The sequence below is a fragment of the Mycobacterium sp. E740 genome (genome assembly GCF_001672895.1).
Lineage (GTDB): Bacteria > Actinomycetota > Actinomycetes > Mycobacteriales > Mycobacteriaceae > Mycobacterium.
The window spans coordinates 76,737-97,589 of record NZ_LZKP01000157.1; the positions used below are offsets into that span (position 1 = coordinate 76,737).

Here is a 20,853-nt window from a genome sequence, read left to right on the forward strand (position 1 = left end):
GCCAGACGGTACCGTCTCACCGAGCACCCGCTCACCTGCATCGATTCTGAGATCAACCCGCGAATTCGTCTCAACATTGAGAAGATGTGCCTACACCGAACGCATGGGGGATAGATGGCTCGCGAAGACTGGGTTGTCGGCGGCACCCGCCGCGAGGCCGCCGCCGACCGCATCTATCACGCCGCCACCGAACTCGTCGTCGCCAGGGGACTGGATGCCTTCGACATCGACACCCTGGCGGCCCGGCTGCATTGCTCCCGGGCCACGATCTACCGCTATGCCGGAGGGAAAACGCAAATCCGCGACGCGGTGCTGACGCGGCTTGCCGCGCGGGTCGTCGATACGGTTCGCCAGGCGGTCGACGGGCTGAGCGGATCGGAGCGGGTCATCACCGCGATCAAGGTGGCTCTCGACCAGATCAGGGCGGACCCGATTCGGCGGTTGACGCTTTCCCCAGGCACTGCAACACAATTGGGCGACCTGCATTCGTCGACCGTGCTGCGCAGAATCGCCGCAGACCTCACCGGAATCACCGACGACGATCCGGAGGCGGCGCAGTGGATCGTTCGCGTGGTCGTGTCCTTCGCCTACTGGCCGACCGCCGACGAAGCCGTCGAGGAGCGGCTGCTGCGACGTTTCATCGCCCCCGCCTTCGCCGGATGATGCCGATACGAATGCCCAGCCTCGCGCGACGACGAACGCTGCTGGGTTTCGTGCTGGGCGCGACGCTGTGGATGGCGTCGGCGTTCCTGCTCCTGCGTACGGAGGTGCCGGTGCTCGACATGCCGCACCTCGACACCGAAAGCTACTTCTCCACGACCGAACTCGACCGCATACACCAGTTCACTTCCGTGGCCGGTTGGTTCTGGGTCGTGTCGACTCTTGTGGAGCTGGCGGTACTCGCAGTGCTCGCCTGGCAAGGCCGCCGCCTCGCCGCCGTCGTCCGGCGTTTGTTGAGATTGCCGCCGACGGCTCATGTGCGGTGCGGCGCGGCAGTCGCGGCGTGCTGTTGGATTGCCGTCTGGCTTGCGACGACGCCGATAGATGCGGTCGAGCTCTGGTGGTATCGGCGCTACGGCCTCAGGTCGCAGGCCTACGGGGCGTGGCTTGTGGACCGGTCGCTCGGGCTTCTGGTGACGACGGTCGTAGTGGTGCTGGCGGTCGCCGCCGTGGTCTACCTCGCCGTGCGCATCGGACGACGGTGGTGGGTTTTCGCAAGCGGCGCCGTCGCAGTACTGGCCGTGCTGGTCGTGCTCGCCCAGCCACTCGTGATCGAGCCGCTGTTCAACCGCTTCACACCGGTCACTGATCACAACCTCGCTGCGCACGTCGAAAGGCTCGCGGACCGGCTCGGCGTCCACATCGAATCCGTCGACGTCTCCGACGCCAGCCGTCGCACGACGGTCGCCAACGCACGGGTGTCGGGCATTGGCCCGACACGCCACGTCGTGCTCGACGACACGCTGCTCGACGGTCGCTTCTCGGAGGGCGAGATCGTGTGGGTGTCCGCGCACGAACTGGCTCACGTCGCGCGCAATCACGTCTGGAAGCGCTGCGCGTGGTTCGCTCTTTTCGTGATCCCGGTCCTGGCGGCCATCGCCTGGGCCACCGAGCGTCGCGGAGGCATCCGGAACCCGGCCGTGGTACCGCTTGCCCTGGTATGCGCATTCGCATTCTCAGTGCTGATGCTGCCTGCACAGAATTTCGTCTCACGCCACTACGAGGCGGAAGCCGATTGGCTCGCGCTGCGCGTCACCGACGATCCGGCAAGCGCCGTCGCGGCTCAGAAACACTTCTCGCTCACCGGGCTCGTCGATCCCGACCCGCCGGTGTGGGTGCTGCTGTTTCGCGGTACGCACCCGCCGGCGATGCAGCGGATCGAGATGGCAAAAGCCGCCGACGCCCGCCGTTAGGCCGGTCGGCTCAACTGGCGTCCTGCGACCGCCCGCGGCCGAGTCGCCATTTGTTCTTCTTCGGCGTCTGGTACGCATCGTGGGTCCACGCGTCCCACATCTCCTCGGCCTCGCCCTGGACCGGACTGTTGCTGACCTGCCAGCCCAGAGTGACGACTTCTGTTGTGCACCAACGGATCAGCGAGCCGTCGGCACCGATCTCCTGGGCCAGGAGAACTCGCTCGTCGCCGCTGAGCTTGTCGCTGAACGCCTGCATGGCGGTTTTCAACCGCCAGTAGGGGACCGCTTCTTCGCATTGCCGGCACAGTGCCAACAGTTCGACCCGCACATGGTCGAGCAAGGACACCGGCTCGACGTCGGCGGGCTCGGCGCGCGCTTCTCGATTGGCGGCAGCCTCGAGGTTCTGCGCCACAGCGCCGTACGTGGCGCGCAGTTCATCGAGCTCGGCCTGCAATGTCAGGGCTCGCTCACGCCACCACGCGAGGTGGTACTCCGTCAGTTTCGCCTCACAGTCCGCGCATAGTTCTTCTGGCGCGGCCGGGTGGCTGAGCGGCGTCGGGCTCGCGAGCGCCAGCCCGCACAGGGTGTGGTCATCGCGGCGGTGCAGGTAATCCCCGTGGTGTACCACCGAAGCGGAAGCGTCCCGTACGTGGCTGTGGGGTGGTTCCACACAAGCCAAAGTAGTTGAGGCCGACGGTGACTTCCGTTGGTTTCCGAGAAACCGGCGACGACGCTAGTACCCCGGCGTGACGACCTGCGCGAGTTCCTCTTCCGGCTGCTGCGGGGGGACAACTGCCGGCATCCGGGGCTGCGGGGAACCGGATTCGTTGCCGGTCGTGCCGCCGCATTCCGCGCCGCTGACGCCGGGCGGACATCCGGCGCTCGTCACGGCGGTGGCAGCAGCATTGTGCGAGTTCGGCACCAGATACGGAACGCACTGGCCGGCGTAGAGGTCCGGCTCCTCACCGGTCGGGCAGTCGGCGAGCTGAGCCGGCGATGTCGACGGGCCGGCCGCGATCACTCCGAGCGTCGGCGTCACCGCCGCGATCGCGAACCCGCCGGCGAGGATCCATCGTCGCGCGGCCAAGGAGTTGTACCTCATTGCCACCCTCTCGCTCGCGAAGTTGTGTGCGTGCACACACCGTATCGCGAAGAGCGCCGTGGAGATGCTTTGCTGCGCTAACAAAGGTAGGGTGTGACGCGACCGTCAATGCGGGCAGAGAGAGAAACAGAGCGTTCGGGGGTCCGCTCTACGCGCTCGTCCGCCGCTCCCGGCGCTGCCGTGTGCGCCGCAAGACACATGATTCTTTCGAAGGAGATTTCCGTGCGACGCATCATCGGAACGCTGATCGCCGCCGGTGCGGGCGCAGTCACCGTCGCCGCGCCGGCAGCTGCGGACGAATCGGAGTTCCTGCGCCAACTGCAGGATCAATACGTCTTCCTGACCCCGCAACAGTTGCTCTCCGCGGGGCACAAGGTCTGCGCCGCAGCCGGGCGCGGAGTACCCGCATCCGACTCGGTGATGATGGTGAGCAAAGATCTCGGCATCTCGGTGCCTGCCGCCGGCGACATCGTCAGCCTCGCGGTCATCGAGCTCGACTGCTGACCGAGCTGAGGTTTGGTCACAAGCTGGTCAAGCAGCGCGTGGCGCGATGACTACGGCCTGACAGCGTTGCTAGCTTGCCGGCGTGAAGTCGGTCTGTGCGGTGCTGTTCGCGGCGCTGCTCTTTGCGGGTGTGGTGGTCCAAACACCCTCAGCGGCAGCGTATTCACGTGACGGGCTGCCCGTGGAATCTCTCGATGTGCCGTCACCGTCGATGGGCCGCAACGTTCGCGTCCAGTTCCAGGGCGGCGGGCCGCATTCGGTCTACCTGCTCGACGGGCTGCGCGCCCGCGACGACGCCAGCGGATGGGACATCAACACCGCCGCATTCGAGTGGTTCTACCAGTCCGGCATCTCGGTCGTCATGCCCGTCGGCGGCCAGTCCAGCTTCTACACCGACTGGTACCAGCCGGCGGCGGGAAGCGCCGGCACCGTCACGTACAAGTGGGAGACCTTCCTGACCCAGGAGCTGCCCGCGTGGCTGGCGGCCAACCGGGGACAGGCGCCGACCGGCAACGCCGTCGTCGGGCTGTCCATGTCGGGCAGTGCGGCGTTGACCCTGGCCGTCTGGCATCCGACGCAGTTCATTTTCGCCGGCTCACTGTCGGGCTACCTGAACCCGTCGAACGGCCTGTGGCCGACTCTGATCGGATTCTCGATGAAGGACGCGGGCGGCTACAGCGCGTCGAACATGTGGGGGCCGACGTCGGATCCCGCGTGGCGGCGCAACGACCCGATGGTCAACATCAAGACGCTGGTCGCCAACAACACCGCGCTGTGGATCTACTGCGGTAACGGCGCGATCTCCGAATTCGACACCGGCGCGGACTTCGGCGCCCAGTACAGCGCGCAGTTCCTGGAGAACATCACGCGGTCGACCAACAAGGAGTTCCAGCAGAAGTACCTGGCAGCGGGCGGGCGCAACGCGGTCTTCAACTTCCCGGCCGACGGAACGCACAGCTGGGGATACTGGGGTTCGCAGCTGCAGGCGATGAAGCCGGACCTGGTGCGGATTCTCGGGAACGCTCCACGCTGACCGAGCAGGTTGGGTCCCGCCGGTGCGTCCGTCAGGTGAACTCGCTACCCTATTGCCCGGGTTGAGACCGCAGCCTCTCGTGAGAGGCCATGACCGCTGCGGTGGTGCCGAAACAAGAGGTTGAGGGTTGGACGGACAACTTTGTAACGAGAACTGGGTGGGCCGCGTCGCTGTCGTCGCCGCATCCGGGGATCTCGACATGCTCACGGCGCCTCAACTGAGGGACGCCGTGGCAGCGGCGCTGGCCAAGGACCCGACGGGTCTGATCGTCGACCTGACCAACGTCGAGTTTCTCGGGTCTGCGGGGATGCAGGTGCTGATGGAGACGCACAATCAGACCGACGGCACCCAGATCCGGTTCGCCGTCGTCGCGGACGGGCCGGCCACCAGCCGACCACTGAAGATCACCGGAATCGCCGATCTGATCGACCTTTTCTCGACGCTCGACGTCGCGCTCGACAACCTCACTGCATGAGGACGGGCCCCACGGGGTAACCAGACCTCACCATGAACTCTCCGACGGAACTTGGATTTTCGAGCAACGGACCCGCAGACGCACATACCGTTGCCGAGTTCCGCAATGCTTTTGCGCACTGGCTGCGCACCAATTTCGGGTTCGACGCCGACCGGTTCAGCGACGTGCTGCTCGCGGTGAACGAGGCGTTGACCAACGCGGCCGAGTTCGCCTACTTCCAGTCTGGAAGGCCCGGCACGATGTCGGTGACCGCCCGTTACGACGGACGGAATCGCCGGCTTGTGACGACGGTCAGCGACCAGGGCAGCTGGCTGGAGAAGGTGCCGGACGGCAAGCCGAACACCCGCGGTCGCGGCATCGAGTTGATGCAGGCACTGTCGGACCGCGCAACGATCGACAGATCAGATTCCGGTACGCGCGTGCAACTCCAGTTCAACGACTGCCCGCTGCTGTCACAAGAGCGCTTCGCGACTTCCGCGTAACTGGTTTGAGCATCGGCCGCGGCGGGTAAAGCCGCGATGCTGAGTCACCGTCGCAGGAAGCGAGCGCAGGATGTCCGTCGCGCCCATCCACTCCCTGCCGTCGTCTCTGCCCAAGCGCCAGTTGAGCGTCACCACCAGCGCCTGGGCGGGCGGCAGGACGGGGCGTATCACCGTCTCGGTCAGTGGTGAGGTCGACGCCGCTAATGCCAAGGAGTTCGCCACCGCGGTAGGTGAGGCGGTCAGCGACGCCCGTCGCGTGCTCCTCGACCTCTCCGGCCTGGAGTTCTTCGCGTTCGACGGCATAGCGGCTCTGCACGCGCTCAATGCGCGTTTGGCCCGCTCGGGGACGAGTTGGAGCGTGTTGCCCAGCGCGGCCGTCGCCAGGGTCCTGACGCTGTGCGACCCTGAGCAGTTGATCCCGCGGGCTCTGTTGTCAGAACCGACGCGCTTGGGGCGGGCATCGTTGCGGTTGGTGGGACAGCCGTAGCGATTGTGACCGCCGGGGCCGCTGAGGTCGGTTTGCTGCCGTGTCGCTTTGTGATCTAGGGCTCAATTTCACGGCGGAAAATAAGAAAACGTTATAGCGAGCCATTTCACATTCATTCTCGAAGTCATGCTGGATTTACCGTTTCCACAGTTCAGCGGCCGGAATTAGGCTTGTCATCGAAGGTGGCCGGCAGGTAACGAAGACTTTTCTAAGCGGTGTCTGAGAGGGTTGCGGCAATCGCCGTCGGTCGGCGTTCTCGGCGCGGAAACGCGTCGGATTCCGTCGCTAGACTCGTTTTCGAGATCGCGCCTACGGGTGCGCTATGACCTGGAGTCTAGGGCCGGTGAACGCCATGCCGGCGGAGGTACCGAAGAACAATGGTTGACTTTTTGATGCCTGAACACGTTCATGCCGCGCATACGGCGCTGAATCGGGGACCCGTGGGCGACATCGCCGCGGCCGGGACCGGCTCAGTCGTGGTGACGCATCCCGGCGACGACAGCGTCGCGGTGCTCGACGGACGCGCCTTGGCGGCCGAGGCGATGATCGCCCTCAACGGCGAGCCGTTCGCCGTCGCCGTGCATGACGACCGCGCCTACGTGAGCACGTCGTCATGGAGCCAGGAGGACGAGGTCGCCGTCATCGACACCACCACGAAGACGGTGATCGCCGCTTATCCGCTGGCAGACAACGTGACGGCACTGGCCGTCAGCCCCGACGGCAAGCGGGTGTACGCCGGGCGAACCGGTGACGGCTACATCAACGTCGCGGTGATCGACATCCCGGCCGACCGGGTCGGCACGATCGACGTCGCTACTGGCGCCGGCATCGGCATCGACGCCCTGGCGCTCGACGCGCGCGGCACGCATCTCTATGTCGCGACCACCGACGCCCGCGGCAGCGCGGTGGTGGTCGTCGAACTCGAGACCGGACGGCTGGGACGCGCTGTGCGGATCGGCTCACCGATCCGCGACATCGCTGTCGCCGATGACACCGCCTATGTCCTGAGTTCGGACCGCGCCCGGGGTGGCTTGGTGCACGTCGTGGATCTGTCGACGGGTCGCATCACCCGCGTCGTCGAACTGGGCGGCGCGCCCACGCAACTCGCGATGGGAGCGGACGGGACCAGGGCCTACGTCGTCGACTATGACCGCGTCGCGGTGCTGTGCACACTCACGTTGAAGGTTGTCGACACTGTCACCGTCGAGGGCCGCCCGTCCTGTGTGACGGTCGACTCGCGCGCCGGCCGGGTGTATGTCGCCGACTATGCGGGCGGAGTGACGATGTTCGCCGTCGACTCGGCGATGCCGCTGCTGTACTCGCATTTCGTGGCGACCGATCCGATCGTCGCCGCCGACGTCCGCGAACTCGAACCGGCGCTTCGCTAGCGGGCGCTGCAGTCCAGCGATACCGAGACCGGCTGGCTGATCACCTCGGGGAACAGCACCCCGTCCTGATGGCCGCCGAGCAGCGGTTTCAACTGGGTGAACTGCTGCGGGTTACGCACACTGGTGACGACGCACTTGTCCATCGGGCCGGTGCCGATCTTGTCGATGCGGACGGTGTACCCCTGGTTCTGCAGCTTCTCGATCACTTCGGCGGCAGTCTCCTGCTGCGCCGACGCCAGTACGGCAGGCGCGGCCAGTAGTCCACAGGCGCCCGCGGCGGCGGCCAGTACGCGGATGATCCTCATCGCCTCAATGATGCTCCATCAGCGCTCGGCGCGCTGGTATGCGGTCACGACCGCAGCGCCGCCCAGGCCGATATTGTGCTGAAGCGCCGCGGTGACGTTGTCGACCTGTCGCTTGTCGGCCGTCCCGCGCAGCTGCCACGTCAGCTCCGCGCACTGCGCCAGGCCCGTCGCGCCGAGCGGATGGCCCTTGGAGATCAGCCCGCCCGACGGGTTGACCACCCAGCGCCCGCCGTAGGTCGTGTCGTTGTTGTCGATCAGCTTCGGGGCCTCGCCTTCAGCGCACAGCCCGAGCGCCTCGTAGAGGAGCAGCTCGTTGGCCGAGAAGCAGTCGTGCAGCTCGATCACCTGGAAGTCGGTGGGCCCGAGCCCGGACTGCTCGTAAACCTGCTGTGCCGCTTTGACATTCATGTCATAACCGATGAGGTTCTTGGCGCTGCCGTCGAAGCTGGACTCGAAGTCCGTGGTCATCGCCTGGCCGACGATCTCCACCGCCTGGCCCGCGAGACCATGTTTGTCGACGAACGCCTCGCTGGCCACGATCGCGGCGCCCGAGCCGTCGGAGGTCGGCGAGCACTGCAGCTTGGTCAACGGATCGGAGATCATCTTCGCGGCCAGGATGTCGTCGAGCGTGTACTCCTCCTGGAACTGCGCGTAGGGGTTGTTCACCGAATGCTTGTGGTTCTTGAAGCCGATCTTCGCGAAATGCTCTGCGGTGCTTCCGTGCTGGCGCATGTGCTCGCGGCCGGCGGCGCCGAACATCCACGGCGCCACGGGAAACCCGAACTCGTCGATCTCGGCCATCGCCTTCACGTGCCTGCCCATCGGCGATTCGCGGTCGTCGTGGCCACCCTGCAGAGAACCGGGTTGCATCTTCTCGAAGCCGAGCGCGATCGCGCAGTCGGCGAGCCCACCGCGGATCGTCTGCGCGGCAAGGAACAGCGCCGTCGAACCCGTCGAGCAGTTGTTGTTGACGTTGGCGATCGGGATGCCCGTCATGCCCAGTTCGTAGAGCGCGCGGTTGCCCGATGTCGAGTCGCCCGCGACGTAGCCGACGAAGCCCTGCTGCACCTCGGAGTAGTGGATGCCGGCGTCCTCGAGTGCCTTGGTGCCGGACTCCTTGGCCATCTGGGGGTAGTCCCAGCCCTCGCGGCGGCCGGGCTTCTCGAACTTCGTCATTCCGACGCCGACGACGAACACTCGCTCAGCCATGGGCAATCCTTTCGCTGCGCTGCGCTGACAGAAACATACCTGTCAGCCGTACTTCAACCACCACTTGTGCAACTCGTCGAGGTTGTCGCTCTGCGCGTCACCCAGCAGCAGATCCACGTTCTTGGTCCACGCCACGTCCTGGTTGCCGTCGAAGACGCCGCACGCGATGCGACCTGCGACCTGGTCGGGCGTCGCGTCGTAGTGCCAGGTGGTCGGTGAGCCGACGTCGCTGTTCGGGCACGTCAGCAGTTCGGAGTTCGCCGCGACGGAGTCGTCGAAAGCCTTGTCGAGGGTCTGCTGGTCGGCGAACAGCGAGTATCGCCCGTCTGGAGGGCTGCCATCGGCGGCGGGTGGCCGGCAATCAACGGTGGCCAACGCGCCGGTGGCCGGCGGGTGCACTGCCTCGCACACGGTGTCGTCGTAGCCGCTCGGCAGCAGCTCGAGCAGCTTGGCGTCGAACGAGTCGGGGTTCGGTGCGCTGCGCCGGGTGGTGCGCTCATTGGATGTCGTGCGCTCGGTGTCGCTCGTGGCCGACGCGGACGACTCGTCGTCGGGTTTGACGAGGAACCAAATCCCGACTGCGCCGAGCACCAACGCAAAGACGGCAGCGGCCACGGCGATCGGGATCCACGTCGTGTTCTTGCGCGGCGGGCGTGGCGGTCCCGGCGGTCCCGGGTGGCCGGCAAGACCCGGCGGTCGGGGCATTGGTGGCGGTGTGTGGTGCCAGCCGGCTGGTGGCGGCGCGCTCGGCGCCGGCTGGCTGCGTTGCAATATCGTCGCTGTCTGATCCTGATCCCGTTGTGTCAGAGCGTCATTCGCCGCGGCGGCCAGGTCGCCGGCAGTGGCGTAGCGGTCCTGCGGGTTCTTGGCCATGCCACGGGCGATCACCGCGTCCAGCGCGGCCGGGACGCCGGGCCGCTGTTGGCTGGGCTTCGGGACGGGTTGCATCAGGTGGGCGGTGATGACGACGCTGACGCTGTCGCCGGGGAACGGCTGGGAACCGGTGAGACATTCGTGCAGAACACAACTCAGCGCGTACACGTCCGCCCGGGAGGTCACCTCGTCGCCGGTGAACCGCTCCGGTGCCATGTACGCGTAGGTGCCGACGGCGGTGCCCAGTTCGGTGAGCTTCTCGTCGGTGGCGGCGTTGGCGATGCCGAAGTCGACGAGGTAGGCGAAGTCGTCGCGGGTCAGGATGATGTTCTCGGGCTTGACGTCCCGATGCATGATGCCGCTCTCATGAGCGGCGTCGAGCGCGGCGGCGATCTGCTTGACGATCGCCACCGCACGCGCGGGCGCCATCGGACCGTAGTCCTTGAGCGCCTTGCGCAGATCGGTGCCGTCGATCATGCGCATGTCGACGTAGAGCAGGCCGTCGACCTCGCCGTAATCGTGGATCGGCACCACATGGGGCTCCTGCAGCCGGCCCGCCGAGTGTGCCTCGCGCTGTAGCCTCTTGCGGAACACAGGGTCGCTCGAGGCAGACTCGGGCAGCAACTTCAACGCGACGATGCGGTCCTTGACCGTGTCCTCGGCTTCGTACACCTCACCCATGCCGCCCTTGCCCAAGAGCCGCCGCAGCCGATAGGGGCCGATCTGGGAGCCGACTCGTGATCCCTCCCGCTCGGGGTCGGTCATCGATGCTCCTTGGGCGGTGCGGCAGCCGTGCGGTAGCCGGCGAAAACACCCTAATCGGGGAGTGCGCCGGATGCGGCTCTATCGCCGAACGTGAACTCGTGGTCGCGCGTGCGGTTCGTGGTGTAAACCTGCAGGAGTAGAACGTGTTCTAGTTCGGCTGCGAAGGAGTCGGTATGGGCCTGCGGGTCGTGCAATGGGCAACCGGGGGTGTGGGCGTCGCAGCGATCAAAGGAGTGCTCGAACACCCTGAACTCGAGCTCGCCGGCTGCTGGGTGCACTCGCCGGACAAGGCGGGCAAGGACGTCGGCGAGATCATCGGCACTGAACCTCTTGGCGTCACCGCGACGAACAGCGTCGAAGACATCCTCGGGCTCGACGCGGACGCGGTGATCTACTCACCGCTGCTGCCCGACGCCGATCAGGTGGCGGCCCTGCTGCGCTCGGGCAAGAACGTCATCACGCCCGTCGGCTGGGTCTACCCGAGCGACCGGCAGGCCGCCCCGCTTCGCGAGGCCGCGATCGCGGGGAACGCGACGCTGCACGGCACCGGAATCGCCCCCGGCGGGATCAGCGAGAAGTTCCCGCTGCTCTTCTCCGCCTTCTCCACCGCGGTGAGTTTCGTTCGCGCCGAGGAATATTCGGACCTGCGGACCTATGACGCCCCCGACGTCGTCCGGCACGTGATGGGGTTCGGCGAGGTGCCGGACAAGGCGCTCAGCGGACCGATGCAGAAGCTGCTCGACGGCGGCTTCATCCAGGCCGTGAAGATGATCGTGGACAAGGTCGGTTTCCGTGCGGACTCGCGAGTCCGCTCGACGCAGGAGATCGCCGTCGCGACGGCGCCGATCGAGTCTCCGATCGGGGTCATCGAGCCGGGACAGGTCGCGGGGCGAAAGTTCCACTGGGAGGCCGTCGTCGACGACGAGCCGGTCGTTCGCGTCACGGTCAACTGGCTGATGGGGGAGGAAAACCTCGATCCCGCATGGACTTTCGGCCCCGAAGGGCAGCGCTATGAGATGGAGGTGCGGGGCAACCCGGATGTCAACATCGTCGTCAAGGGCTTCCAGTCGGCCGTCGGCGGGGAGGGCCCGGAGTACGGCATCGTGGGTACCGCGGCACACTGCGTGAACTCCGTGCCCGCCGTGTGCGCCGCCGAACCCGGGATCGCGACGTATCTCGAGCTGCCGTTGATCAGCGGCAAGGCGGCACCGGGGCTCGGGTAGCCGAGCTGGCACACTCGAGGGCTGTGACGAGACGAGCACTGGTACTCGCCGGCGGCGGCCTGGCCGGTATCGCGTGGGAGACCGGCGTCCTGGCCGGCATCGCCGACGAGTCGCCCGCGGCGGCCGACGCCTTGCTGGCCTCGGACGTGCTGGTCGGCACCTCGGCCGGATCGGCGGTCGCGGCGCAACTGGGCAGCGGGCTCGCGCTGTCGGCCCTGTTCGACAGGCAGACGGCGGTGGAGTCCGCGGAGATCGACCCCGGCGCCAGTATCGAGGACATCACCGAGGTCTTCCTCCGGGCGATGACAACGCCCGGCTCGAAAACCGAGAAGCTGCAGCGGATCGGGGCGATCGCGCTGGCGGCCGACACCGTGACCGAACCGGTCCGGCGCAAGGTGATCGAGCACCGGTTGCCGTCACACGACTGGCCGGACCGTGAGCTGCGCATCTCGGCGATCGACACCGCCACCGGCGAATTGGTCGCCTTCGACCGTGCGTCGGGGGTCGCACTGGTGGACGCGGTGGCGGCGAGTTGTGCGGTGCCGGGCGTGTGGCCGCCGGTGACCATCGGAGCGCGGCGGTTCATGGACGGTGGCGTCGGCAGCACCGTCAACCTCGCGCTCGCCGACGACTGCGACGTGGTGGTCGCGCTGATCCCACAGGGCCTCTCGTCGCCTTCGCCGTTCGGTTCCGGCGCCAAAGACGAGGTCGACGCGCGGAACGCCTTCGCCGTGTTCGCCGCCGACGACGCCCTGGCGGCCTTCGGAGCCAACCCGCTCGACCCCGCCTGCCGGATTCCGTCAGCGCACGCCGGGCGCCGACAGGGCAGGCGTGTCGCTGCGGACGTGGCCGCCTACCTCGGCCTCTAACTCTCTGTGCCAGTTGAGCTTTCGGGACGATCGGGCTGATCGAACGCGTCCAGCGCGGCAGCCGCCAACTCGATCCCGACGTCGATCACCTCCGCCGCGCGGTGAAACTCCAGGCTCCGGCACGCCGTACGGGGCACCTCGATGAGCAGATCGGGTGGGTAACCGGCCAGCTGGTGGCGGGCCAGCGCCGCCTGCGCGATGTCGATGGTGCGGTTCATCACCTCGAAGCTGCCCAGTTTGGGCACGGCCGCCACTTCCTTGGTCGCGTCGACGAGTTCCTCGGCGGATTCGGAGTCTTCGTCGGCGCCGGCGCCGAAGCGCCCCAGCACGGCGTTGGACTCGAACAGCGACGTGGTGCTGCGCCACATCCGGGCCAGCCATTCGGTCGTCGCGCGCGACCCCGGTTCGGCCGGTTCGTCGGTGCCGCCGGCTTCGCTGCCCGCCAACGACACCGCGATGGTCAGGTCGGCGTTGACGGCCGCGATCGGGGCCATCGGCAGCGGTTCGAGGATGCCGCCGTCAGCGAGCAGGCGACCGTCGAGCACATGCGGCGCGATCACTCCCGGGATCGCGATCGATGCCCGGATCGCGGCGTCCACCGGTCCTCTCTGCAGCCACACCGACTTGCCGGCGATCAGGTCCGTCGACACCGCGGTGTAGGGGATCGGCAGGTCCTCGATCCTGACCTCGCCGAGGATGTCGCGCACCGCGTCCAGAATCTTGGTCGCGCGCAGCACGCCCGCGGCTGTGATGGACGGATCGAGCAGGCGCAGCACCGCGCCCTGCGTGAGCGACTTCGCCCACTCGGCGAACTGGTCGAGTTTCCCCGCGGCCTGCAACCCGCCGACCAGTGCGCCCATCGACGACCCGGCGATACCGACGATCTCGTAACCGCGGTCCTGCAGTTCCTCGATCACCCCGATGTGGGCGTAGCCGCGGGCACCCCCGCTGCCCAGCGCCAGCGCCACCCGCTTGCCAGCCATGCCGCCATTGTCGCGCGCGGCCCGGGCGCTATCCGCAGAGGCCGTCGGCTGCTGCCTGCACGGCGACGATGACCGCGGCCTGCCGGGGTGGCGTCAACTTGGACCAGGCCGTGTCGTAGGTGCCGGGGCCCGCCGAGTCCGTGGACTGCAGCATGCGGAGATACGGCTCGACCTGCGTCTTCGCCTCGCCACCCTGCGCGGCCATCCACTGCCGTGCTGTGTTGCATGCCGCGAAGTACTCGTCCTCGGTCGAATCGGCGGGAGCGCCGACCGCGGTGGTCACACCGCCGGGGGAGACTGCGACGGAACCTGGTGCAGCAGCACTGGTTTCCGGACCGTGGGCCGCCGACGTCGACGCGGTCGGGGCCGAGGGCTCCTCGGGAGCGGTGCCGCTTTCCGACGAGCAGCCTGCGATGAGGATCGCGGTCGCGACGGCAGCCGCGGTGAGACCAGAGTGCCTGCGCATGACGCCAATCTAGGCAATCGGCCCATGGCGGCAGACACCGACCGAGGGTTTCGCTCATGGTGAATGTATGCGCGAGGTCCCTGTGCGTGCGGTCTGGCCTGCGGCTACGAGGCTCGCCGCTGCGGGCCCGTCCGCCGCCCATGGCAGGGAAGCGCGACGAACTGCCACACTTCTCGTCGTGACCAGTGGACGTCGGCGGTGTTGTCGGGCCTAACGCCCGTCCCTGCCCGTGTCGTCCCTCTTGGAGCTCTCATGGCCTCCCCTGCAGTCCTGCCTTCCGTCGCGCCGGCGGTGTCCGCGCCGACGCGGTTGCGGTTACCCGATCTGTTGCTCGCCAGCGACCGCGCCGCCGATGACGTGCTCAGCGGCCGCTTCGACCACCTGCTGCCGGTCGGTGGCCCGCCGCCAGACGAGCGGTGGTTCACGCGCCTGCACGGCGACGACGAACTCGACATCTGGTTGATCAGCTGGGTGCCGGACCGCTCGACCGAACTGCATGACCACGGCGGCTCACTCGGTGCACTGACCGTGGTGTCGGGAGCGCTGCGCGAGACTCGTTGGGACGGTGGGGCGTTGCGCCAGCGCCGGCTGTCGGCGGGCGATCAGGCCGCCTTCCCGCTGGGATGGGTGCACGACGTGGTGTGGGCGCCCGAGCGGGACAGCTCGGCTGCGGTCGCGCCCGCACTGAGCGTGCATGCCTATTCGCCGCCGCTCACTGCGATGTCGTACTACGACGTGACCGATCGGAAGACGCTGCGCCGCAATCGGACCGAGCTCACCGACGCGCCGGAGGGATGACCGTGGCGATCAGCCGTATCGACCGTGTTCTTGACGACGCTCGCGCCCGGCTGCGCCGGTTGCCTGCTTCGGAGGCATCCGCGGCGGTGCAGCGGGGCGCGATCCTGGTCGACATCCGGCCGCAGGCCCAGCGTGCGCTCGAGGGTGAGGTGCCCGCGGCGTTGGGGGCGTTGGTGATCGAGCGCAACGTGCTCGAGTGGCGCTGCGATCCGACCAGCGATGCCCGGCTGCCGCAAGCCGTCGACGACGACGTTGAGTGGGTGGTGCTGTGCTCGGAGGGCTACACCTCGAGCCTGGCCGCGGCATCGCTGCTCGACCTCGGGCTGCATCGCGCGACCGACGTCGTCGGCGGATACCACGCGCTGATCGCCGAAACCGTTCCGGCCTAATCCTTCTCGTCACTCGACAGCAGCGGGCGCAGGCGCTCGGTCTGCTGTGGCGTCCAGCCCGGCGGCTGCAGGATCGCGGCCCACGCATTGGCCACGTCCTCGACGTAGACGTGGCCGTGCCCGTCGGGAACATCGACGGCCACCGCCATGTCCGCTGACACCTGAAGGAACGTCACCACCGGGATCCACTGCATCCGCCCGGAGACGTCGTAGCCACGCGGCTCCTTGAGCCAATCCGGTTCGGCGAACAGCAGATCCGGGTTGAACCACGCGATTGGATCCGACGCGTGCTGGAGGTAGACCACCCGGGGTTGGCGCCACGGTTCGTCGGGGCGGCCCAGGTTCTCGGCGCGGGCAGCGAACCGGACGTTCTCACCTTTGTCGTATATCGGCAGCCACATCGGCGAACCGGGATCGCGATCGCGGGTGAGCTGCGTCCAGATCGTATTGTTGAACGTCGGACCGCTGAACAAGGCGCCGTCAGTGCGCGCGACGAGGTTGTTGAGCGCCAGGAACGGTGCTTCACCGCCGAACGAGCCGAGACTTTCGCCGAACACGACGAGCCGCGGTCGCTGCGCTTCGGGCATCTCGCGGATCAACCCGTCGACGGCCTCGAACAGCGCCTGCCCCGCTTGCCGCGCGTTCTCCTTGTCGACGAGGAACGACAACCAGCTCGGCAGAAACGAGTACTGCATGGACACGATCGCGGTGTTGCCGTTGTACATGTACTCCAGCGCCGAGGCCTCCGCCTCGTTGATCCATCCCGTCCCGGTGGTGGTGGCCACCGCCACCACGTCGCGGTTCAGCCCGCCGGTCCGCTGCAGTTCCCGGGCCGCCAGCTGTGCGGTAGCCCGGATGCCGGCCGCAGAATGCAGTCCCGCGTAAGCCCGGATCGGCTCGATGGCCGGTCGGCCGTTGAACGCCGACAACTGCTGGACTGTCGGTCCGGCCGCCACGAAGATCCGGCCCTGGTGGCCCAGCGACTCCCAACTCACCAGCGACTGCGGGCCGCCGGACCGCAACGGTGAGGTCGGCGCGTCGAAGTCCGGATCGTTCTCGTCGTTCACTGCGGAGAACGTGTTGTTGATGGTGCTCATCGCGAAGCGCACCACCACGCCGTTGAGCAGCGCGATGCTCAGGGTGAGCAACAGCACGACAACGACGACGGCCGAAACCCGCGGCGGCGCAATGCGTTCGAGTTGCCGTACCAGAAAGCGCACCAGCCGGCCGATCAACTGGCCGATTTCGACGAGCACGAACAGTGTCACGATCGACAGCACAGCGGTCAGCGGATGGTCCCAGAAGCCCATCCGCGGAACACCGTTGAGGTCGCGGACCTCGTCCTGCCAAATGTGGAAATAGACGATCATCAGGATCTGCCCGACGATGCCGATGATCACCAGGGCGATCCACGCTTGGCGCGGCGCAGGCGGGCTACTGTCCCTCGACAGCATGTAGCGCGTGAGCCACACCACGAATACGCCGAGCATGTATCCGAAAGCGCCTGCAGCGCCGCTGACCAGGCCCTGGAACAGCGGGCCGCGCGGCAGCAACGACGGGGTCAGCGAGAGCCAGATGAAGACCAGGCCCAGCGCGGTTCCGGTGAACGTGTAGTGGCGCACCCACCACGGCTTGCCGGATGACTTCCGGCCTGGTTCCGCCCGCGGCGGTTCTTCTACCGTCGTGTCGGTGTCGTCGCGGGTGTCGGTCACCCCCGCAGATTAGCGGTGGCGGAAGTTCGGTGCGCGCTTCTCCGTGAAGGCAGTCATGCCCTCGGTCTGGTCCTCGGTGGCGAACGCCGAGTGGAACAGCCTGCGCTCGTAGAGGAGTCCCTCGGCCAGGGTCGTCTCGAATGCGCGGTCGACGGCTTCTTTGGCCATCCGCGCCGCCGACAGCGACATCCCGGCGATGGTCTTGGCGACAGCGTTGGCCTCGTCGAGCAGCGAGTTGGCGGGCACGACGCGCGAGACCAGGCCCGCGCGCTCGGCTTCCTCGGCGTCCATGTTGCGGCCGGTCAGGATCAGGTCCATGGCCTTCGCTTTGCCGATCGCCCGGGTGAGCCGTTGCGAGCCGCCCATTCCCGGCAGCACGCCGAGCTTGATCTCGGGCTGCCCGAATCTCGCGGTGTCGGCGGCGATCAGCAGGTCACACATCATCGCCAGCTCGCAGCCGCCGCCCAGCGCGTAGCCGGCGACGGCGGCGATCGTCGGGGTGCGGGTGGCGGCGAACTTCCCCCAGGCCGCGAAGAAGTCGCCGCCGAACACGTCGGCGAAGCTCAGGCTCGACATCTCCTTGATGTCCGCACCGGCGGCGAAGGCCTTCTCGTTGCCGGTGAGGATGATCGCGCCGATGCCGGGATCGCTGTCCAATTCGGCTGCTGCCGTGGTGACTTCATGCATCACCTGGCTGTTGAGCGCGTTGAGCGCCTTCGGCCGGTTCAGGGTGATGGTGGCCACGCGGTCCTCGCGGGTCACCAGAATCGTTTCGTAATCGGTCATGGGAACTCCAGTTCGCGGTCGGCCGGCGCGAAGTAGGCCTCGACGTCGGCGGTGGTGACGGCCGCCAGCGATGGGGGCGACCAGTTCGGGTTGCGGTCCTTGTCGACGACCTGCGCGCGGATGCCCTCGACGAAATCGTGGCTGAGCAACGAGGCGCACGACGTCCGGTAATTCTGGCGCAGCACGTCTTCGAGTGTGTCGAGTTTCGCGGCGCGTCGCACGGCTTCCAACGCGACGTAGACCGAGATCGGGGAGCGGGTCTCGATGAGGTCGGCCGCCTCACCCGCCGGCCCCGCGCCGTGGCCGCGCAGCGCCGCGACGATGTCGGTCGCCGTGTCGTTGGCATAACAGTGGTCGATCCAGTCTCGTTGTGCGGCAAGTTGACTCGGCGGTGGCTCGACGGCGTGTGCGGCAAGGGCGGCGTCGATGCCGTCGGCGACGACGGCGGATTTGAAGTCGGCGAGGCGGTCGTGGGGCACGAAATGGTCGGCGAAGCCCATCGCGATGGCGTCGGCGCCGTCGAAGTTCGCCCCGGTGAGCGCGGCGTGATAGCCGAGCAGGCCCGGCGCGCGCGACAGGATCAGCGTGCCGCCGACGTCGGGCACGAAGCCGATGCCGACCTCCGGCATGGCCATCTTTGTGGTGTCGGTGACGACGCGGACGCTGCCGTGCGCACTGACCCCGACGCCGCCGCCCATGACGATGCCGTCCATCAGCGCTACATAGGGCTTGCCGAAACGACCGATCTGGGCGTTGAGCAGGTATTCGTCGTACCAGAACGTTCGCGCTTCGCGTCCCTTATGCGGACCGTCGGCCTTGGCGCTGTGGTAGAGCGCGACGATGTCGCCGCCCGCGCACAGCCCACGTTCGCCGGCGCCGTCGATCACGACGGCAGTGACGTCGTCGTCGTCCTTCCACTCGGCGAGGACGCGTGACATCGCGGTGACCATCGCGTGGTTGAGCGAATTGATGGCCTTGGGCCGGTTGAGGGTGATCAGGCCGACGCCGCGATCGACACTTACTAGGACATCCTCGTTTTCGCCCACGGCTATGCAATCTAGAACGTTGCCCGGCCTGCGGTGTCTGCGGGTAGGGTTTCCTGTGAAGAGGCTGGGAAGTTTGGCTACCAGGTTCGTCCGGTAGCAGGGAACCGACCAGCGACATGGATCGTTGACGGTGTGTTCGCGAATGTCGAACCACATCTCAGGAGAGGAACCGACGGTGCGGGAATCCAGCAACCCGGTATTTCGATCCCTGCCGAAGACGCAGGGCGGATATGCGCAATTCGGTACCGGAGCCGCCGGCTACGGTGCGCAGGCGGTACACGCCGACCCCTATGTGACGCAGTATCCCGAGCAGCGGCAGGCGGGCGTCGCTCGGCCGATGACCATCGACGACGTCGTCACCAAGACCGGCATCACGCTGGCGGTGCTGGGCGCTGTCGCGGTCGTGTCCTACTTCCTGGTCGGCATGAACCCCGGCCTGGCGATGCCGTTCACGATGGTCGGCGCACTCGGTGGCCTGGTGCTCGTGCTCATCGCCACGTTCGGCCGTAAGCAGGACAACGCCGGGATCGTCTTGAGCTACGCGGCGCTGGAGGGTCTGTTCCTCGGCGCGATCTCGTGGGTGTTCGGCAATGTCGTCGTCGCCGGCGGCAGCGCGGGCGCGCTGATCACCCAGGCGCTGCTGGCCACGTTCGGCGTGTTCTTCGGCATGCTGGTCGTCTACAAGACCGGTGCCATCCGGGTGACGCCGAAGTTCACCCGCATGATCGTCGCCGGCCTGTTCGGCGTCGTGGTGCTCATGCTCGGCAACCTCGTGCTGGCGATGTTCGGTGTCGGCGGTGGTGAGGGCATGGGCCTGCGCGCCGGTGGCCCGATCGCGATCGTCTTCTCGCTGGTGTGCATCGGCTTGGCCGCGTTCAGCTTCCTGATCGACTTCGACGCGGCCGATCAGATGATCCGCGCCGGTGCGCCGGAGAAGGCGGCGTGGGGCATCGCGCTCGGTCTGACCGTCACGCTGGTCTGGCTGTACATCGAGATCCTGCGGCTGCTGTCGTACTTCAACAGCGACTAGCAGCCTGACGAGAAGGCCCGGCACGAAATGTGCCGGGCTTTTTCGTTTTTGCTGTTATCCACAGACCAGTTGTCACGGGCGGCGTCACCGAGCGGTTCTGTCGGGGCGATGCGCTTCAGTGCGGGGCGTGGAGATGCCCTTTCTGGGAAGCGAGGCGCTGCGCGATGGGCTCGTCGCCAACAAGCATCAGCTGCGAACCCGCTATCAGGCGTTGTTCCCCGACGTGTACCTCGTTGGCGGCGTGTCGCCGGCGTTGAGGCAACGGACGATCGCAGCCTGGCTGTGGACTCGTCGCCGCGGGGTGGTGGCCGGTCTCGCCGCCGCCGAGCTGCTCGGTTCGAAATACGTTGCCGATGACATTGCGATCGAACTCCTCTGGTCGAATGCGCGTCCGCCGCACGGGATTCTGACGCGCCGAGACACGGTGGCCGATGACGAGTGGCAACTGGTGGAGGGCATACCCGTGACGACGCCGGAGCGCACGGCTTTCGACCTGGCGCGACTGACTCGCGGCGACAAAGCCGTCGCTTTCCTCGACGCGCTCGGCAATGCGACCCGCTTCGATCGTGACGCCGCTGCCGGCCTCGCCCGGCGACACCGGGGATCGCCGGGGGTGCCGCGGGTCCAACCAGTTCTCGACCTGTACGACCCAGGCGGGGAGTCGCCGCGCGAAACTTGGTTGCGCCTTCTGCTCATCCGCGCCGGCTTTCCGAGGCCGCGTACCCAGATACCCGTCTATGACGACTTCGGGCGACCTCGCTACCGCCTCGACATGGGGTGGGACGACGTGATGATCGCCGTGGAGTACGACGGCGAACTGCACCGCCTGCCTTCGCGCCTAGGCAGCGACATCGTGCGGTCCGAATTCATTGCGTACCGCGGATGGACGCACATTCGCGTGGTCGCAGGCACTCATCCGGCCGACATCGTCAATCGGGTGCGCCGAGCGCGTCTAGTGTGCGTTCAGATCGCAAATCCCGCCGCTAAGAGGCGATTCCGCGATCTGAGTGCACAC

General features: G+C 67.2%; 24 protein-coding genes. 14 read left to right on the forward strand and 10 right to left on the reverse strand.

Translation table 11 applies throughout. From position 1 onward, the window contains the following. Window positions 1-114: 114 nt before the first annotated feature. Together A5663_RS15050 and A5663_RS15055 are read left to right on the forward strand one after the other, a co-directional pair. Window positions 115-663, forward strand: a complete 549-nt coding sequence (locus A5663_RS15050) for a TetR/AcrR family transcriptional regulator (protein ID WP_068150447.1) — start codon at window positions 115-117, stop codon at window positions 661-663. A gap of 11 nt (window positions 664-674) precedes the next feature. Then, window positions 675-1,913 carry a M48 family metalloprotease gene (locus A5663_RS15055; RefSeq protein ID WP_068150451.1) on the forward strand — a complete coding sequence of 413 codons (1,239 nt, stop codon included), beginning with the start codon at window positions 675-677 and terminating at the stop codon, window positions 1,911-1,913. Between the two features lie 10 nt (window positions 1,914-1,923). On the opposite strand, the gene A5663_RS15060 is transcribed toward A5663_RS15055, so the two are convergent. Further along, complete coding sequence (locus A5663_RS15060; protein WP_197503411.1) at window positions 1,924-2,583, reverse strand: hypothetical protein; 660 nt, start codon at window positions 2,581-2,583, stop codon at window positions 1,924-1,926. A gap of 63 nt (window positions 2,584-2,646) precedes the next feature. After that, a complete protein-coding gene (locus tag A5663_RS15065; RefSeq protein WP_068150457.1) occupies window positions 2,647-3,015 on the reverse strand; it encodes a hypothetical protein in 369 nt (122 codons plus the stop codon). A gap of 222 nt (window positions 3,016-3,237) precedes the next feature. On the opposite strand from A5663_RS15065, the gene A5663_RS15070 reads away from it, so the two are divergent. The 6 genes from A5663_RS15070 to A5663_RS15095 all read left to right on the forward strand — a co-directional run bounded on the left by A5663_RS15070 (window position 3,238) and on the right by A5663_RS15095 (window position 7,384). After that, on the forward strand, window positions 3,238-3,519 hold the full coding sequence (locus A5663_RS15070; protein WP_231976795.1) for a DUF732 domain-containing protein: 282 nt from the start codon (window positions 3,238-3,240) through the stop codon (window positions 3,517-3,519). A 100-nt stretch (window positions 3,520-3,619) separates the two neighbouring features. Next, complete coding sequence (locus A5663_RS15075) at window positions 3,620-4,552, forward strand: esterase family protein (RefSeq protein ID WP_231976798.1); 933 nt, start codon at window positions 3,620-3,622, stop codon at window positions 4,550-4,552. Window positions 4,553-4,679: 127 nt separating this feature from the next. Then, entirely contained in the window at window positions 4,680-5,027 is a 348-nt protein-coding gene (locus A5663_RS15080; protein WP_068150463.1) for an STAS domain-containing protein, read from the forward strand. Between the two features lie 32 nt (window positions 5,028-5,059). Continuing rightward, a complete protein-coding gene (locus A5663_RS15085) occupies window positions 5,060-5,509 on the forward strand; it encodes an ATP-binding protein (RefSeq protein ID WP_068150466.1) in 450 nt (149 codons plus the stop codon). A 70-nt stretch (window positions 5,510-5,579) separates the two neighbouring features. After that, window positions 5,580-5,996: an STAS domain-containing protein gene (locus A5663_RS15090; RefSeq protein ID WP_068150469.1), complete on the forward strand. Its 417-nt coding sequence runs from the start codon at window positions 5,580-5,582 to the stop codon at window positions 5,994-5,996. Window positions 5,997-6,388: 392 nt separating this feature from the next. Then, a complete protein-coding gene (locus A5663_RS15095) occupies window positions 6,389-7,384 on the forward strand; it encodes a YncE family protein (RefSeq protein WP_231976796.1) in 996 nt (331 codons plus the stop codon). On the opposite strand, the gene A5663_RS15100 is transcribed toward A5663_RS15095, so the two are convergent. The 3 genes from A5663_RS15100 to A5663_RS15110 are packed head-to-tail and all read right to left on the reverse strand — an operon-like array spanning window position 7,381 to window position 10,536. Further along, a complete protein-coding gene (locus A5663_RS15100) occupies window positions 7,381-7,689 on the reverse strand; it encodes a hypothetical protein (protein WP_068150473.1) in 309 nt (102 codons plus the stop codon). The genes A5663_RS15095 and A5663_RS15100 overlap by 4 nt on opposite strands. An 18-nt stretch (window positions 7,690-7,707) precedes the next feature. Continuing rightward, window positions 7,708-8,898, reverse strand: coding sequence for a lipid-transfer protein (locus tag A5663_RS15105; protein WP_068150476.1), 1,191 nt, complete (start codon window positions 8,896-8,898; stop codon window positions 7,708-7,710). A gap of 42 nt (window positions 8,899-8,940) precedes the next feature. Next, on the reverse strand, window positions 8,941-10,536 hold the full coding sequence (locus A5663_RS15110) for a serine/threonine-protein kinase (protein ID WP_068150479.1): 1,596 nt from the start codon (window positions 10,534-10,536) through the stop codon (window positions 8,941-8,943). Between the two features lie 173 nt (window positions 10,537-10,709). Here A5663_RS15110 and A5663_RS15115 point away from each other — a divergent pair, with 173 nt between their 5' ends. Together A5663_RS15115 and A5663_RS15120 are read left to right on the forward strand one after the other, a co-directional pair. Then, window positions 10,710-11,759: a dihydrodipicolinate reductase gene (locus A5663_RS15115; RefSeq protein WP_068150483.1), complete on the forward strand. Its 1,050-nt coding sequence runs from the start codon at window positions 10,710-10,712 to the stop codon at window positions 11,757-11,759. A 23-nt stretch (window positions 11,760-11,782) separates the two neighbouring features. Further along, a complete protein-coding gene (locus tag A5663_RS15120; RefSeq protein WP_068150487.1) occupies window positions 11,783-12,628 on the forward strand; it encodes a patatin-like phospholipase family protein in 846 nt (281 codons plus the stop codon). Here A5663_RS15120 and A5663_RS15125 read toward each other — a convergent pair. Continuing rightward, window positions 12,625-13,611, reverse strand: a complete 987-nt coding sequence (locus tag A5663_RS15125) for a patatin-like phospholipase family protein (protein WP_197503412.1) — start codon at window positions 13,609-13,611, stop codon at window positions 12,625-12,627. The genes A5663_RS15120 and A5663_RS15125 overlap by 4 nt on opposite strands. A 28-nt stretch (window positions 13,612-13,639) precedes the next feature. Further along, a complete protein-coding gene (gene lpqV, locus A5663_RS15130; protein ID WP_068150490.1) occupies window positions 13,640-14,077 on the reverse strand; it encodes a lipoprotein LpqV in 438 nt (145 codons plus the stop codon). A gap of 252 nt (window positions 14,078-14,329) precedes the next feature. Between lpqV and A5663_RS15135 the strand changes: the two genes are divergently transcribed. Beyond that, window positions 14,330-14,875, forward strand: coding sequence for a cysteine dioxygenase family protein (locus tag A5663_RS15135; RefSeq protein WP_068150494.1), 546 nt, complete (start codon window positions 14,330-14,332; stop codon window positions 14,873-14,875). Window positions 14,876-14,883: 8 nt separating this feature from the next. Beyond that, window positions 14,884-15,264: a rhodanese-like domain-containing protein gene (locus A5663_RS15140; protein WP_068150550.1), complete on the forward strand. Its 381-nt coding sequence runs from the start codon at window positions 14,884-14,886 to the stop codon at window positions 15,262-15,264. On the opposite strand, the gene A5663_RS15145 is transcribed toward A5663_RS15140, so the two are convergent. Genes A5663_RS15145 through A5663_RS15155 form a run of 3 tightly spaced genes read right to left on the reverse strand, consistent with a single transcriptional unit; the run spans window position 15,261 to window position 18,808 of the window. Continuing rightward, window positions 15,261-16,976 carry an alpha/beta-hydrolase family protein gene (locus A5663_RS15145; RefSeq protein WP_068150497.1) on the reverse strand — a complete coding sequence of 572 codons (1,716 nt, stop codon included), beginning with the start codon at window positions 16,974-16,976 and terminating at the stop codon, window positions 15,261-15,263. The two genes, A5663_RS15140 and A5663_RS15145, sit on opposite strands and share 4 nt — an antisense overlap. Before the next feature lie 9 nt (window positions 16,977-16,985). Then, window positions 16,986-17,762 carry an enoyl-CoA hydratase gene (locus tag A5663_RS15150; RefSeq protein ID WP_068150500.1) on the reverse strand — a complete coding sequence of 259 codons (777 nt, stop codon included), beginning with the start codon at window positions 17,760-17,762 and terminating at the stop codon, window positions 16,986-16,988. After that, on the reverse strand, window positions 17,759-18,808 hold the full coding sequence (locus tag A5663_RS15155) for an enoyl-CoA hydratase/isomerase family protein (protein ID WP_068150503.1): 1,050 nt from the start codon (window positions 18,806-18,808) through the stop codon (window positions 17,759-17,761). Before A5663_RS15155 ends, A5663_RS15150 begins: the two co-directional genes overlap by 4 nt. 175 nt (window positions 18,809-18,983) lie before the next feature. On the opposite strand from A5663_RS15155, the gene A5663_RS15160 reads away from it, so the two are divergent. Both A5663_RS15160 and A5663_RS15165 read left to right on the forward strand, forming a co-directional pair. Continuing rightward, window positions 18,984-19,838, forward strand: a complete 855-nt coding sequence (locus tag A5663_RS15160) for a Bax inhibitor-1/YccA family protein (protein WP_068150553.1) — start codon at window positions 18,984-18,986, stop codon at window positions 19,836-19,838. A 133-nt stretch (window positions 19,839-19,971) separates the two neighbouring features. Beyond that, on the forward strand, window positions 19,972-20,853 hold an 882-nt coding region (locus tag A5663_RS15165; protein ID WP_231976797.1), incomplete at its 3' end, for a hypothetical protein.